Source organism: Mangrovibacterium sp., from assembly GCF_059905295.1.
On sequence record NZ_JBZQJF010000336.1, the window covers coordinates 1 to 14665 of the forward strand.

The following is a 14665-nucleotide window of genomic DNA, read 5'->3' on the forward strand; positions in this document are numbered from 1 at the left end:
ATGATCACACGGATCAGGCGGTCGGCAGTTCCCATGTTTGACTTCATAATATCGAGTTTTTAAATTAAACTTCAAATCGAATGAGTAACTTCATTAAAGCGTTTTGGAGTACAAAATTGTTTACAAAACGGGTGAATATACCTTCTGATTACATGCTTATCCTTTTCCGAAGCCACCACCACCAGGAGTTTCAATTACAAATTGATCGCCTTCCTCCAAATCGATATTTTGAATTGAATTTACAGGAATGATCTTTCCTGCGGCTGTCAAAATATATTGACGGCCAGGTTCTCCGTCCTCTCCACCTGCTATACCATAGGGTCCCGATTGCCGCCTTTGTGTCAGTACTGAGAGATTAACCGGTTCAAGGAAGGTGAGTTTTCGAATAATTCCGTTTCCACCCTGCCACTTTCCGTTTCCGCCCGAGTTTTGGCGAATACTAAATTCATCGAGTCGTACCGGGTAACGATGCTCCAAAACCTCGGGGTCCGTAATCCGTGTGTTTGTCATGTGATGATGTACGGCACTTGCTCCATTGAATCCGTTTCCAGCCCCACAACCTCCGCAGATTGTTTCGTAATACCCAAAGTTTTTATTGCCGAACAAGGTGTTGTTCATTGTTCCCTGGCTGGCAGCCATTACGCCGAAAGCTTTTAGAAGTGTGTCTGTTAATCGCATGCTGATTTCAACGTTTCCCCCAACAACAGCCGGACATTTTGCCGGATCATCATCGAAATCAGGATTCAGCATACCTGTTGGCAAGTTTATGGAAACAGGGGTGAGAAGCCCGTCGTTTAACGGGATTGGCTCGTTTAGCAGAATGCGGAGAACGTAAATGATTACACTATGCACAATTGCTTCGGTTGCATTCATATTCCCCGGATGTACGGCGGAGCTACCCGTAAAATCAATTTTACATTGCCCATCCTGTAACTCAATCGAAACCTTCAGCGGACTGCCATCATCGAGATATTCGGTAGCGGTGTATTTCCCGTTGCTGAATTTCGAAAGTGTTTCCTTCATTTTGTCGGAGGCATGTTGCTTCAACCGGCTAAAATATTCGGTTACTGTACTCTCCCCGTATTGATCAACGAGCTCTAATAAAGCATCATGTCCGTTTTTGTTTGCCGCTATAGCTGCATTCAGGTCAGCCAGATTTTCCTCAATCGAACGACTGGGGAAAGAAGCATTCCGCAGAATATCTCGCATACCGGTCCAATCTACCTGGCCTTTTTTTATCAGGTAGAAAGGGGAAATAACAACGCCTTCCTCTACTAGGCTGGTGGCATTGGGGGGCATTGATCCCGGGCTAATTCCCCCGATCTCGCTATGGTGAGCCCGGTTTACCAAAAAAGCAATGCGTTTCCCGAGGTGAAATACCGGCGTAACCAAGGTCACGTCGGGGAGGTGAGAGCCGCCGTATTTAGGGTGGTTCGTTACGATGGTATCACCATCCTCAAAGCTAAAGTGTTGAAGTAAACTTTGTACGCAAACACCTAATCCTCCTAGATGAACAGGGATATGCGGGGCATTGGCAACTAAGCCTCCATCAGCATCAAGCAAGGCACACGAAAAATCGAGCCGCTCTTTAATGTTCACAGATAATGCTGTGCGCTGGAGTAATGCACCCATATTTTCGGCAATAGCCATAAACCGGTTGGCAAACAGCTCGAGCTCGGTTTCCCGGGTCTGACTATTCGTGCTTTGTTGAATGGATTCATCTTTACGAAGAATAGCTGTACCATTGTCTGCTAGTCCAAGATGCCATCCGGGTTTTATCCATGTGGTTGCATAGTTATCAAGAAAGAGTGCTTCGCCATCAATTTCGGCTCCGCTTTTTAAGAAATCCCGCATATAGATAGGAGTACCAGTAGTGGTAACTGAACCCGCTTCAGGCTTATAACTCTGACTGGTTGACGCTATTTCTTGCTTCGGACTTTTTTTCACCGAGGCAATCACCCGAATTGCTTCAACCTCAATTTTCCGGTTTTTAACCTGGTGCCCATAGAGTTGCTCGTATTTTCGGTTAAAGATCTCAATTAAATCTTCTGTACTGCTATAGGGGATTTCCAACGAACTATCCTGCCCGAAAAAGCGAAGGAAAATTAGTTTTTGACGAATCTCAAGTTCTTCTTTTTCAAAACCTTCAAGCTGAAGTGTTGCCAGCGCTTTATGCTCGATGGCTCTAAAATGGCCTTTCATTTCTGGTTTGAAAGCATCGAAGCCTTGTAAAATTTGTTGCTCTGCAAAACGTTCAACCCGGGCCTGCCCGATGCCATAAGCACTGAGTAACCCGGCATCCTGAGGTAGTAATATGGTTTTCATTTGCAACATGTCAGCTATATCGCAAGCATGTAAGCCGCCGGCTCCACCAAAGGCCACCAGTACAAAATCCTTTGGATTATAACCTTTAGCAATCGATATTTTGCGGATTGCCCCGGACATAATCTCATTGGCAATTTCCACAAAACCATGAAGGATCTTTTCTGAAGATTGCTTTTGCCCGCTTTTTTGTTCGATTGAACTGATTAGCTCTTGCAGGCGTTCTTCTGCAGCTTTGGGGTAAACGGGTATGCTGAAACGTGATGCTTCGAGGCGGCCTAGAAGTAAGTTGACGTCGGTAATGGTTAGGGGGCCTCCTGCACCATAACATGCAGGGCCTGGGAATGCACCTGCACTCTCGGGACCTACAGTGAGTTTGTAACCGTCGAAGCTGCAAATGGAGCCACCTCCTGCAGCTACCGTTTCAATAGCAATGGCTGAGCTGTTGATTTGCGAATCACCTACTTCGAGCTCGAAGCGATAGTCGAAGTCTTTATTGTAGCGAGAAACATCCGTTGATGTTCCTCCCATGTCGAAGGTGATTAGCTTATTGCAGCCATGTTCTTTCCCAATGTTCGATGCCCCAACCACACCACCGGCAGGGCCGCTTAGTAAGCTATCTTTGGGATGAAAATTGTTAGCGGCAACCAGGCTCCCGGCGCTGGTCATTACCTGGAACTGTTTGTTACCTATTTTACCGGAAATGTTTTCAATATAGTCGTAAATAATCGGCGCCAGATAGGCATTAGCTACGGTGGTTTCAGCTCGGGGAACAATTTTTATGAGTGGACTGAGGTTTGCCGATCCGGAGATGAATCTGTAGCCCATCTGCTGTAAAAGCACTTTGATTTGTTCCTCATGAATCGGGTTGAGGAAAGCATTCATCAGGCAAATGGCAACCGATTCAAATTGCTGGCCTTTGAGTTCAGTGAGCTGTTCTTGTAATAACTGAATATCCAAAGTCTGGATGATATTTCCTTTCGAATCAATCCGCTCTTCCACTTCCAAAACCTGTGAGGCAAGCTGTTTTCGTTTAACCACGTTCATCGCAAAAATGTCTGGTCGTGCCTGGTTTCCGATTTCCAGTAAATCTCTAAAACCTTTTGTGACAAGGAAGAGTGTTTTGGCACCTTTGCGTTCAAGCAGTGCATTTGTTCCCCTGGTCGACCCTAACTTGAGGATCATATCCGGAAATTCTTCATCGAGTGCGGTATGTGTAAGCAACCGGGCTCCAAGCACAGGAGCTTCCTCGAAGGATGTGATTTCGAAATTAGCTCCTTCCTTTAGATGTTCCTGGGGGAGATCTGTCGATAAAATTAATTGGCTGGTTGAAGGATCGAATGACTGAACAGTTACGGAACCATACTCTTCTCCTAAAAATTTGAAGGAGAACCCTCGTATAATATCTCGTTCCATTTTCCAGCTTTGATTAATAAGAAGTTCTTTGGGCGATGTAATATGGGTTACATTACCTCGAAGGCTACTGTTGCTTAATACCTTCTGACGACTTTCATTGCCGTTATTATCAATCGCAATACAGTCGGTGAAGGTTCCTCCTGTGTCAACAAAGATCTGAAAAACTGTTTTTGCCATTCCTTAAAAACTGATCGTTTAATGTGAAGACTAAAATACAAGTAAATACACCGATTGGAGGAGATCAGAGGGCTTATTCTGCAATATTTAATATCCTTTCAGCCAGTTCACTTGTGGGGGAGGGATTTTTGTGGATAATTAATATTGAAAAGAAGGTACATACTCGGCAAAGCGAATATCTTTGTGTGCTGATAAAAAATGAATAACATGCAAACTTGGTTCGAAGTAAAAGTAAAATATGTGAAGCTTGATCAGGATGGTCGCGAAAAAAAAGTAAGCGAGTCGTACCTGGTTGATGCCGTTTCATTCACCGATGCAGAAGCCCGGACAATTCAGCAAATGCAGCAGATTATCCGTGGCGAGTTTCAGATTGACAACATTAAAAAATCAAATGTCATTGAGATATTTCCGGCCGAAAGCGGCGAATACTGGTATAAAGCCCGAATTGCGATTGTGACGATTGATGAGAAGGCTGGAAAAGAGAAGAAAGTAAATAACTACTTCCTGGTGGCAGCCGACGATTTCAAAGAGGCTTTTCAGCGCTTGGAAGAAGGACTTTCGTATATATTGGTTCCTTATAACACCACTTCGATGGCACTAAGCCCGATTGTTGATGTATTTCCGTATTTTGCCGATGAACAACAGCCTCAGGATGTTCCTCCGCATTTGAAGCCTATGGAGAAAGTTCATGAGACAACCGAAGATCTGTTGGCTTCTGAACAATTTGAAGAGACTCCCTTGGATGAAGATCCCGCTAATTTTGATGATGATCCGCCAATTGCGGATGGGGAAACCGATGACGATACAAACGCCTAAAATAAATACAGGCCCGTCTGATACTCTCAGGCGGGTCTGTTTCTTTTAGAGGAAACCACAGGATTACAAATGCCGCTTAAACAAGTATGTTGTTTAGCTAACATGAAACAAGTTACAACAATTAGTGTGCAAAAAGCAAATCGTAGGTGTTAAAAAAAGAAACAGCGCTTACCATTTTTTGTCGGTAAGCGCTGTTTGAAAATATGCTATGTTATTTGTTGCTAGTAGTTGATCTTTCCGCCTCGTTTCCGTTCTGCTTCCTTCAGGAAAATTTTACGCATACGTAAAGATTGTGGTGTTACTTCCAGGTACTCATCTTTACCAATATATTCCAAGGCTTCTTCCAGACTGAATACGATTGGTGGAGCAAGCTTCACTTTATCATCAGAGCCTGAGGCACGCATGTTGGTCAGCTTTTTCGACTGCGTAACGTTTACTACGATATCGTCCCCGCGGCTATTTTCACCAATTACCATTCCTTCGTAAACTTCAGTTTGCGGCCCAATGAAGAATTTACCACGATCTTGCAGCTTGTTCAAGGCATAAGCAAATGTTGTACCTGGTTCTTTGGCAATCAACGATCCGTTTTGACGGCCTTCAATTTCACCTTTCATTGGTTGGTATTCAATAAAACGGTGAGTCATTACGGCTTCTCCGGCAGTTGCTGTCAGCATGTTGGTACGTAAGCCGATGATACCACGTGATGGGATCAGAAATTCCAGGTGAATACGGTCGCCTTTGCGCTCCATATTTTGCATTTCACCTTTACGGATAGTTACCATTTCAACAACCTTACCACTGAATTCATCAGGTACGTCAACGTGCATTTCCTCAATAGGCTCACATTTAATACCGCCAATCTCTTTGAACAACACTTTAGGTTGACCAACCTGCAATTCATAACCTTCGCGGCGCATGGTTTCAATCAATACCGACAAGTGAAGAACACCACGACCATAAACGGTGAATGAATCAGCTGATTCACCTTGAATTACCCGCAAGGCTAGGTTTTTCTCCAGCTCTTTGTCCAAACGTTCTTTAAGGTGGCGTGAGGTCACAAACTTACCTTCTTTACCGAAGAAAGGAGAGTCGTTAATTGTGAACACCATACTCATGGTTGGTTCGTCCACAGCAATCGGATCCAGTGGCTCCGGGTTTTCAATGTCGCAAATTGAATCGCCAATGTCGAAACCTTCGATTCCAACCAAGGCACAGATGTCGCCATCGTGCATTGAATCAACTTTTTGGCGACCTAAACCGCTGAATGTATGAATCTCTTTGATCTTGCTTCGCTTAACTGAACCGTCGCGTTTCGCTAATGCTACCTGCATGCCTTCTTTCAACTCACCGCGATGGATACGTCCAATGGCGATCCGTCCAACATATGATGAGTAGTCCAGTGAGGTGATCAGCATTTGCGGCGTTCCCGGATTTTCTTTTGGTGCCGGAATATTTTCCAAAATGGCATCCAACAGCGGACCGATGTTATCGGTTTTTTCAGCCAGGTCAGTGGTCATCCAACCTTCTTTTGCCGAACCGTAAATCGTAGGGAATTCCAACTGTTCTTCGGTTGCATCTAAACTGAACATGAGGTCGAACACTTGTTCATGCACTTCTTCAGGGCGACAGTTTGGTTTATCCACTTTGTTGATTACCACAATTGGCTTCAAGCCCAGCGCTAATGCTTTCGAAAGCACGAAGCGTGTTTGAGGCATGGTACCTTCGAAGGCATCGGCCAGTAAAAGTACACCGTCAGCCATGTTCAGTACACGCTCAACCTCACCACCAAAGTCGGCGTGGCCTGGGGTATCAATGATGTTAATCTTTACATCTTTGTAAGTTACCGAAACGTTTTTAGCCAGGATAGTAATCCCGCGTTCACGTTCCAGATCGTTGTTATCGAGAATTAGGTCTTCACGTTTTTCGTGATCCTTAACGAGGTTACAGTAGTAAATGATTTTGTCGACCAAAGTCGTCTTGCCGTGGTCAACGTGCGCAATAATTGCGATGTTTCTGATCTTCTGCATAAATTCTCCAAAATTGGTGGCGCAAAGATAGTTTTATTTCGAATGGTTTATCCTTTGGTTGTTATTTATTGACGGTAACTTAACAGGAATGTTGAAAGATGGTGACTATCAATTGAATTTGGGGCTGCCCAAACCTTGTATCTGAAGGAAGGATAGCCCCAATTCGCTGCTGTTTAATTCCGGGTGTTATCGTTATTTGCTCATTAATTCCTCGGGAGAGACCGGAGGAGGAACAACATTTTGCACGGGTTTAGTACTTTTCAGGTATTTCAGCATCGCTTTAAGGTCATCGTCGGTTAACTTGGCGAAATTTTGCCAGGGCATCGGTGGAAGCAGCTTCCGGGTGCCTACCAAACCTTTGTATTGTCCTTCGCGCATGGCTCGAATAAACTGTTCTTCTGTCCAGGTGCCTATTCCGGTTTGGTCAGATGAGATGTTGCCGGCGTAGGAAATTCCCCAAGGTCCAACTGCTGCAGTGAGGCTACTATTGAAAAGAAACCAGTTGCCAAGGGCATCTTTCGCGACTTTATCTCTTAAGTCACCTTCGATGTGTCCGCCAAATCGGGTGGCCGGATCGGGTACCGGGCCATGGTCGGTCATCATTTTCGGACTGTGACAATCGTCGCAGCCAATCGCATTTACAAGGTAGCTGCCACGTGCAATCATTTCTTCATCAGTTGGAGCTGCTTTAGTCTCCGGTTTCTTCTCCGGTTGAGGACTACAACTGGCAAGTGCTACTAAAATAAGTAGACTGGAAGTGAGTTTTTTCATCATATTCTTTTGTTTAAGGGGTAAAGCAAGCTAAGTATGATGTCATGCGTAAATTAAAAGACTTTTGTGTCTTAAAAATGGATTACGCAGAAAACAAAAAGAGGTTTTGAAAAAAAGAATATTTATGAGAAAATAATTTGAAAGATATGAAGTGAAAGCCGGTTGTCAGTCATTTTGACCAATACATAAAATCAAAATTGAAACTTTTATGGTTTAGTACAAGCTGTATTTTCAGATCTTAAGGTAATTTAAAAGTTCGCGCTGTTTGCTGATGGTTTATCAAGAGTTTTTGTTGCTGGTTGGTTGGGATCACTGAATTCGCTAAACCAAAGCGGTTCAAGTTCCTGCAGCGAATTATCTTCGTCAATCGGGCGACGGGTAAACTGGGCAAACCATTCGTACAGTTCGTCGTTGTTGTAAAGCCGATGTAAATCGTGTCCTCTTTTACTTAAGCGGTCGTACTTCACAAGGGCATGGTGTGCTTCCAGTGCTTTTACCATTTGGTCGGATCGAAAAACAGGTACCAATCGATCCTGAACACCATGGAAAACCCAGGTTGGTAAATGATAAATATGATCAGCCCATTCTGTTTTGCCACCGCCACACATGGGAGCAATTGCTGCAAAACGATGCGGGTACATATTCGCTAGTTCCCACGTTCCGAATCCCCCCAGGCTCATTCCGGTCAGGTAAATGCGGTCGTTATCAATCCGGTATTTGGCATTCAGTTCAACCATCATCGAGTCCAGCCAGTTTTCGCTCGACCAGCGCTTCCCCCATGGACATTGCGGGGCCACAACTATGAAATCGAGTTTCTTGCCGCGATCCAGAAAGAAGGGAAGACCGTAACGACGCACCCTGTTCAGGTCGGTGCCCGAAGCCGAACGACCATGCAGATAAATGATGACGGGATACAAGCTCGCTTGAGTACTGTCGTAACTTTCGGGAACGTAAGTGAGGTAATTGTAATGGACTTTTTTTAACGAACGATTACCTTCTGCTGCATTCGATTTCAATGCTGCAGATATAAAAAAGAGAAAGATGATGACCAGTTTAAAGCGCATACCGGAGCTGATTGTTGGGGGCGAATATAGGAAAAAGTTGATTCGCTGATACAACGGTGAATTGTTAAAAGTATTGTTTTACAGTTGCTAACAGCTGTTTTGAATCGTTTTCGACTTCCTGGCAGAACTTGTCGGCTTGCGCGATTGTATTTGCGATTGGCCTGTTAAAATATGTGGATCGTCCGGATTTGTTTGCAGGTCATCCGGCAAACCACCCAATTGGGGGCAAGTAAAACAAGAATTAATCATCAAATTTGGAGAACGATGCAAAGTAAAACTATAGAAGTACACAAAAATAAATGACACAGTTTAATGAACATTACCTCATTAAAAAAGGACGAATTTTTCGATTCGTCCCTTTTTTTATCATTTTACACAGGTAGCAGCATTGTTTACCAGTATTATTTGTGGCGTTTTTTTAGTTCGCGCGCTAAATCTTCAATGCGGTAACCTTTATGGGTTAACAGCACAATCAGGTGATAAAGCAGGTCGGCGCCTTCGTAAATAAAGTTTTCATCGTCGTCAGCCATCGCACCAATAATGGTTTCAACAGCTTCTTCACCTACCTTTTGGGTAATCTTACGCGTTCCCTTTTGGAACAGCGATGTGGTGTACGAACCTTCAGGCATTTCTTCTTTACGCTTGTCGATGAAGTCCTGCAAATATTTCAGGAACATGACATCTTCCGAGTTCGTTTCGTTCCAGCAGGTATCGCTGCCGGTATGGCAAACCGGGCCTACCGGATTCACTTTAATCAACAAGGTATCGTTGTCACAGTCCGAAGCGATGGAAACAACGTTCAGAAAGTTTCCACTTTCTTCGCCTTTGGTCCACAGTCGGTTTTTTGTACGGCTGAAGAAGGTTACTTTACCCAGTTCTTCGGTTTTTGCGAAGGCTTCTTCATTCATAAAACCCAGCATCAACACTTTGTTTGTGCTGTTGTCCTGGATGATGGCCGGAACAAGACCATTCATTTTTGAGAAATCAATTGATGTGTTCATATTTATGATGCGTTATATTTTCAGTTTGAATATTTACAGGCGGATTGGAATTCCTTTTTTGTCCAGGTAATGCTTCAGGTCGGGAATGGCAATTTCCTTGTAGTGGAAAATACTGGCTGCCAAACCTGCATCAGCTTTTCCCTCGGTGAAAACATCCACAAAGTGATCCATGTTTCCTGCACCACCCGAGGCAATGATCGGGATTTTCAGCATGTCGGCCATTTTGGACAGCTCGGCATTTGCAAAACCGGCTTTGGTTCCGTCGTGGTCCATCGATGTAAACAGAATTTCACCTGCGCCACGATCTTCAGCTTCTTTAGCCCAGGAAAATAATTCTTTGTCGGTTGGAATACGACCACCGTTGACTGTTACAGTCCAGCGACCGTCGTAATTTTTTGCGTCGATAGCAACCACTACGAATTGCGTACCGAAGTTCAAGGCCAGGTCATCAATCAGTTTTGGATTACGAACAGCCGATGAGTTGATGCTGATTTTGTCGGCGCCTGCACTCAACAGGGCTTCCGCATCCTTCAATTCGCTTATTCCGCCACCAACAGTAAAGGGAATGTTTATTTCGCGGGCAATGCGTTTCACCAGTTCTACAAAGGTTTTGCGACCTTCATGGGTGGCTGTAATATCGAGGAAAACCAGCTCGTCGGCTCCCTGTTCGGCATACATCGCACCCAGCTCAACCGGGTCGCCTACACTTTTAATATTGACAAAGTTGATGCCCTTCACGGTCTGACCGTCTTTGATATCCAGGCATGGTATAATTCGTTTTGCAAGCATGTTGTCGTTCCAAATTTCAAATTCTAAGTTTCAAGTTGAAGTACTTATGCGCTAATGTACTTCTTAATCTCCTGAAGACTGATTTTATTCTCGTAAATGGCTTTGCCGGTGATTACGCCGGGTACACCCATCTCATCAAGCTCTATAATATCTTTCATCGAGGCTATTCCGCCGCTGGCAATAAGTTCCAGCTTTGGGAATTGCTCTAAAATCTCTTTGTATAATTCAATGCTGGGACCGCTTAGCATTCCATCGCGGGCAATGTCGGTCGAGATCACTTTCTGAATTCCTTTTTGTGTATAGCTTTCGATGAACTCCAGAATTGGGAGTTCGGAAACTTCCTGCCAGCCACTAACCGCAATTTTTTTGTCTTTGGCATCGGCTCCGAGGATGATTTTTTCGGCCCCGTAGTTTTCAATCCAGCTCAGGAAAGTTTCGCGATCTTTTACAGCAATACTACCGCCGGTTACCATTTGAGCGCCGCTTTCGAAAGCAATGCGCAGGTCTTCGTCGCTTTTCAATCCGCCACCAAAGTCGATCACCAAATTCGTTTTCGAAGCAATCGTCTCCAGCACTTTGTAGTTAACGATGTGTTTTGCTTTGGCTCCGTCAAGGTCAACCAGGTGAAGGCGGGTGATTCCTGCATCTTCAAACATTTTTGCTACTTCGAGCGGGTTTTCATTATAAACCGTTTTTTGATTGTAATCGCCCTGAGAAAGCCGAACACATTTGGCGTCAATCAGGTCGATGGCTGGTATTATTGTGATCATTCGAATTAAAGGTTGATGAAGTTTTCCAAAATTTTTGCTCCAATCGTCCCGCTCTTTTCAGGGTGGAACTGGGTGGCGTAAAAGTTATCTTTATTTAATGCCGCACTAAACGGATTAATGTAGTTGCCTACGGCAGCTGTGTGCTCACCAACTGTTGCATAGTAGGAGTGAACGAAATAAACGAACTGATTTTCCAGCGAAGCATCGAATAAGTTGCTTTTCAGGTGGGTTATTGTGTTCCATCCCATGTGTGGCACTTTGGTTACATATTCCATGCCCGGTTCGGGTTGAAAACGCTTTACTTTTTCTTCGAAAATACCCAGACATTCGGTATCGCCTTCTTCCGAGTGGCTGCACATCAGCTGAAGGCCCAGACAAATTCCCAATACCGGTTGTTTGAGTGAGGGAATCAGTTTGTCGAGACCTTCCTGTTTGAGATAGGCCATGGTGGTACTGGCTTCTCCTACGCCGGGAAAGATCACTTTATCGGCTGCTTTGATCTTTTCGTGGTCGCCGGTAATCTCAGCCGTAACGCCTAAGCGTTGCAACGCATTGTTGACCGATTCGATGTTTCCGGCGTTGTATTTGATAATGACTAAGTTCATATTTGTGTAAAGTTCCAGATTCTAAATTCCAAGTTTCAAGTGCTTTGCACTTATGTATCTATTATTTCAACAATTTCGCAATAACAGCCTTCATCGCGTCAAACTCGTCTTGCTTGAATAAACGGGTCAGAAATACAATCTTTCCGTTTTTATCGATGATGACGTTACGGGTTACACCGGCACCTTTCTCTGCATATTTGTAAAATGCCGTACCTTTCGGATCGAGCAGAAGCGGATAGCTGACAGGAATGTCCTTGGCGAATGCTTCGACTTTATCAGCCGGTTCGTCTAAATCAACTCCGAAAAGGGCGAAGTTGGGATTGTTCTTGTACTTGTTCCAGATTTCCGATTCTATATGGGGCATTTCCTTTCGACAAACAGAGCACCAGCTGGCTGTAAATTGTAACATCACCACTTTCCCTTTCAGGTCAGGCAGCTTCACTTTTTGTCCACTGGGAGTGGTTGTTTCAAAGTCCGGAGCCTGATCACCTACCTTCACGATGTAGGCATAATCTTTCTGGGCATAAGTGTTCAGCCCTGTCAAAACAGCGATAAATGCTATAATACCCTTTAGTTTGTTGTTGAATAAGTTCATCTTTTACTTCTAGTTAAAGACAACGGTCTTGTTCTTGTAGACCAAAATCTTTCGCTGAATATGCTTAAATACGGCATGCGAAAGAACAATTTTCTCCAGGTCGCGACCTTTGCGAATCAACCGGGGAACAGTGTCTATGTGACTGCAACGTGTTACATCCTGCTCAATGATTGGACCTCCATCCAGTTCACTAGTCACATAGTGGCTGGTCGCCCCAATAATTTTTACGCCTCGTTCATGTGCTGCATGGTACGGTTTTGCACCGGCAAAGGCAGGTAAGAATGAGTGGTGGATATTGATGATTCTGTTCGGATATTTATTCACAAAGTCGGCCGACAGTACCTGCATGTAGCGAGCCAGTACAATGAAGTCAACTTTATATTGCTGCAATAACTCAACCTCTTTGGCCTCTTGATCTGCTTTATTCTCGCTTGTTACAGGAAGGTAATGAAAATCAATGTCGAAACGCTTGGCAACCGTCTCCAGATCTTTATGGTTGCTGATAATTAAGGGGATCTCAACTTCCCACTCGCCGGCAGTATAACGTGATAGGATGTCGAATAAACAGTGTGACATCTTAGAAACAAAGATCGCCATGCGCGGCATTTGTTTTGAGAAGTGAACGGAATAGTCCATCTCCAACTTCGATGCAATCAAGGTATCGAAGTATTCTTTGATTTTGTCAGCAGGTATTGCGAACCCTTCCAGCTCCCATTCAACCCGCATGTAGAAAATCTTTTCAACGCGATCAACATATTGGTCCAGGTAAATGATGTTTCCGTTATTTTCATTCAGAAACTCGGTAACTGTAGCTAAAATTCCTTGTTTATCGGGACAGTGAATCAAAAGAATAGCTGTATTCTTTTTTTCACGTAGCTGTTTGATGCTTTTCATATTCTATTTTTTTACCACAAAGGGCGCTAAGTTTTTTCACGAAGAACACAAAATTGTTAAAGAATAACTCTTTTGATGCCTTCTTTGAGTTGTTTTACATTAAAGTTAACTAAGAGTCCAAGTTTGGAACCGGATAATTTCATGTAGGTCAAAATTTGAGCTAAATGGATGTCGGCTAATGCATCAATCGATTTAATTTCGATTATAATTTGTCGCTCAACCATTAAATCAATCCGATAGCCTGCATCCAATTTTACATCTTTGTAAACTAATGGTAATGCTTTCTGACGTTCCACAAATAGACCTGATTGACGTAATTCATACATTAGGCATTCTTCATATGCACTTTCAAGAAGGCCTGGCCCCAATGCCGAGTGTACTTTAAACGAATTGTCGAGTATTAATTTAAAAGTATCTTCTAAATAATTCATACTTCGTGTTCTTTGTGCAAACCTTGGTGTTCTTTGTGGTTCTTTTTCTACAATGCTCCTTTGGTCGACGGAAGCTCAAAGTTAAACACATCTTTTTTAATTGCCATTTTTATTGCACGGGCTAATGCCTTAAAAATACCTTCAATCTTGTGATGCTCGTTTTGCCCTTCAGCTTTGATGTTTAAGTTTGAAAGCGAAGTATCGGAAAACGATTTGAAAAAGTGGAAGAACATTTCTGTTGGCATGTCACCTACTTTCTCACGATTAAATTCAGCATCCCAAACAATCCAGGGGCGTCCGCCAAAGTCGATGGCCGCTTGAGCCAAACAATCATCCATTGGCAGGCAGTAACCGTAACGCTCAACGCCGCGTTTATCGCCTAAGGCCAATTTGAAGGCTTCACCCAATGCCAGCCCGGTATCTTCAATCGTGTGATGCTCGTCAACTTCCAGGTCGCCATCCACTTTTACCGTTAGATCAACACCGGCGTGGCGGGCAATCTGGTCCAGCATATGGTCGAAGAATCCGAGTCCCGTGCTGATATTCCCTTTACCGGTACCATCAAGGTTGAGTTCAACGAGGATTTTTGTCTCCTTGGTGTTGCGTTCTACCTTGGCAGTGCGCTCCGGTGCTGCAACTTTTGCATAAATATCGTCCCAGTCGTTGGTAACCAATGCACAGTACTGTTCGAGCCCTTGTGTTTTCATTTCATCAACTAACGAGCCGTCGTTAAGCAGAATGCCTTTTGTCCCCAGGTTTTTCGCCAACATGATGTCGGTTAACCGGTCGCCGATAACAAAGCTGTTGGCAAGATCGTAGCTGCCGTCCATGTATTTGCCCATCATTCCGGTTCCTGGTTTTCGAGTTGGAGCATTGTCCTTCGGGAAGTGACGGTCGATCAGAATGTCATCAAAAACAATCCCCTCGTTTTCCATTGCTTTCAGCATTTTGTTGTGGGCGGGCCAGAAGGTATCCTCCGGAAATGAG

13 protein-coding genes are annotated in these 14665 nt (G+C 44.0%); 1 reads left to right on the forward strand and 12 read right to left on the reverse strand.

What is annotated here, in order from left to right; translation table 11 throughout:
* Positions 1 to 156: 156 nt before the first annotated feature.
* On the reverse strand, positions 157 to 3915 hold the full coding sequence (locus AC37HE_RS16995; protein WP_500784309.1) for a hydantoinase B/oxoprolinase family protein: 3759 nt from the start codon (positions 3913 to 3915) through the stop codon (positions 157 to 159).
* Between the two features lie 207 nt (positions 3916 to 4122).
* On the opposite strand from AC37HE_RS16995, the gene AC37HE_RS17000 reads away from it, so the two are divergent.
* Complete coding sequence (locus tag AC37HE_RS17000) at positions 4123 to 4731, forward strand: DUF4494 domain-containing protein (protein WP_500784310.1); 609 nt, start codon at positions 4123 to 4125, stop codon at positions 4729 to 4731.
* Positions 4732 to 4952: 221 nt separating this feature from the next.
* Here AC37HE_RS17000 and typA read toward each other — a convergent pair whose 3' ends face one another.
* The 11 genes from typA to hisB form a co-directional block, all read right to left on the reverse strand.
* Entirely contained in the window at positions 4953 to 6758 is a 1806-nt protein-coding gene (gene typA, locus AC37HE_RS17005) for a translational GTPase TypA (protein WP_500784311.1), read from the reverse strand.
* A 192-nt stretch (positions 6759 to 6950) separates the two neighbouring features.
* Positions 6951 to 7532 carry a hypothetical protein gene (locus AC37HE_RS17010; protein ID WP_500784312.1) on the reverse strand — a complete coding sequence of 194 codons (582 nt, stop codon included), beginning with the start codon at positions 7530 to 7532 and terminating at the stop codon, positions 6951 to 6953.
* 245 nt (positions 7533 to 7777) lie between these two features.
* Positions 7778 to 8593: a carboxylesterase family protein gene (locus tag AC37HE_RS17015; protein WP_500784313.1), complete on the reverse strand. Its 816-nt coding sequence runs from the start codon at positions 8591 to 8593 to the stop codon at positions 7778 to 7780.
* 401 nt (positions 8594 to 8994) lie between these two features.
* A complete protein-coding gene (gene hisIE, locus AC37HE_RS17020; RefSeq protein WP_500784314.1) occupies positions 8995 to 9594 on the reverse strand; it encodes a bifunctional phosphoribosyl-AMP cyclohydrolase/phosphoribosyl-ATP diphosphatase HisIE in 600 nt (199 codons plus the stop codon).
* A 33-nt stretch (positions 9595 to 9627) separates the two neighbouring features.
* Positions 9628 to 10383, reverse strand: a complete 756-nt coding sequence (gene hisF, locus AC37HE_RS17025) for an imidazole glycerol phosphate synthase subunit HisF (protein WP_500784315.1) — start codon at positions 10381 to 10383, stop codon at positions 9628 to 9630.
* A gap of 44 nt (positions 10384 to 10427) precedes the next feature.
* Positions 10428 to 11153 (reverse strand): 1-(5-phosphoribosyl)-5-[(5-phosphoribosylamino)methylideneamino]imidazole-4-carboxamide isomerase, encoded by a 726-nt coding sequence (hisA, locus tag AC37HE_RS17030; protein WP_500784316.1) that lies wholly within the window; start codon positions 11151 to 11153, stop codon positions 10428 to 10430.
* A 5-nt stretch (positions 11154 to 11158) separates the two neighbouring features.
* Positions 11159 to 11758 (reverse strand): imidazole glycerol phosphate synthase subunit HisH, encoded by a 600-nt coding sequence (hisH, locus tag AC37HE_RS17035; protein ID WP_500784317.1) that lies wholly within the window; start codon positions 11756 to 11758, stop codon positions 11159 to 11161.
* Positions 11759 to 11819: 61 nt separating this feature from the next.
* Positions 11820 to 12353, reverse strand: a complete 534-nt coding sequence (locus AC37HE_RS17040) for a TlpA family protein disulfide reductase (RefSeq protein ID WP_500784318.1) — start codon at positions 12351 to 12353, stop codon at positions 11820 to 11822.
* A gap of 9 nt (positions 12354 to 12362) precedes the next feature.
* Positions 12363 to 13247 carry a formyltetrahydrofolate deformylase gene (gene purU, locus AC37HE_RS17045; RefSeq protein WP_500784319.1) on the reverse strand — a complete coding sequence of 295 codons (885 nt, stop codon included), beginning with the start codon at positions 13245 to 13247 and terminating at the stop codon, positions 12363 to 12365.
* Positions 13248 to 13303: 56 nt separating this feature from the next.
* Positions 13304 to 13678 (reverse strand): GxxExxY protein, encoded by a 375-nt coding sequence (locus AC37HE_RS17050; protein WP_500784320.1) that lies wholly within the window; start codon positions 13676 to 13678, stop codon positions 13304 to 13306.
* A 47-nt stretch (positions 13679 to 13725) separates the two neighbouring features.
* The coding region (gene hisB / locus AC37HE_RS17055) for an imidazoleglycerol-phosphate dehydratase HisB (protein ID WP_500784321.1) at positions 13726 to 14665 on the reverse strand (940 nt) is incomplete at its 5' end.

Bases quoted from the DNA above. Each gene is read 5' to 3' on its own strand.
- AC37HE_RS16995 (WP_500784309.1), bottom strand. From the start codon at position 3,915: ATGGCAAAAACAGTTTTTCAGATCTTTGTTGACACAGGAGGAACCTTC.
- AC37HE_RS17000 (WP_500784310.1), top strand. From the start codon at position 4,123: ATGCAAACTTGGTTCGAAGTAAAAGTAAAATATGTGAAGCTTGATCAG.
- typA (WP_500784311.1), bottom strand. From the start codon at position 6,758: ATGCAGAAGATCAGAAACATCGCAATTATTGCGCACGTTGACCACGGC.
- AC37HE_RS17010 (WP_500784312.1), bottom strand. From the start codon at position 7,532: ATGATGAAAAAACTCACTTCCAGTCTACTTATTTTAGTAGCACTTGCC.
- AC37HE_RS17015 (WP_500784313.1), bottom strand. From the start codon at position 8,593: ATGCGCTTTAAACTGGTCATCATCTTTCTCTTTTTTATATCTGCAGCA.
- hisIE (WP_500784314.1), bottom strand. From the start codon at position 9,594: ATGAACACATCAATTGATTTCTCAAAAATGAATGGTCTTGTTCCGGCC.
- hisF (WP_500784315.1), bottom strand. From the start codon at position 10,383: ATGCTTGCAAAACGAATTATACCATGCCTGGATATCAAAGACGGTCAG.
- hisA (WP_500784316.1), bottom strand. From the start codon at position 11,153: ATGATCACAATAATACCAGCCATCGACCTGATTGACGCCAAATGTGTT.
- hisH (WP_500784317.1), bottom strand. From the start codon at position 11,758: ATGAACTTAGTCATTATCAAATACAACGCCGGAAACATCGAATCGGTC.
- AC37HE_RS17040 (WP_500784318.1), bottom strand. From the start codon at position 12,353: ATGAACTTATTCAACAACAAACTAAAGGGTATTATAGCATTTATCGCT.
- purU (WP_500784319.1), bottom strand. From the start codon at position 13,247: ATGAAAAGCATCAAACAGCTACGTGAAAAAAAGAATACAGCTATTCTT.
- AC37HE_RS17050 (WP_500784320.1), bottom strand. From the start codon at position 13,678: ATGAATTATTTAGAAGATACTTTTAAATTAATACTCGACAATTCGTTT.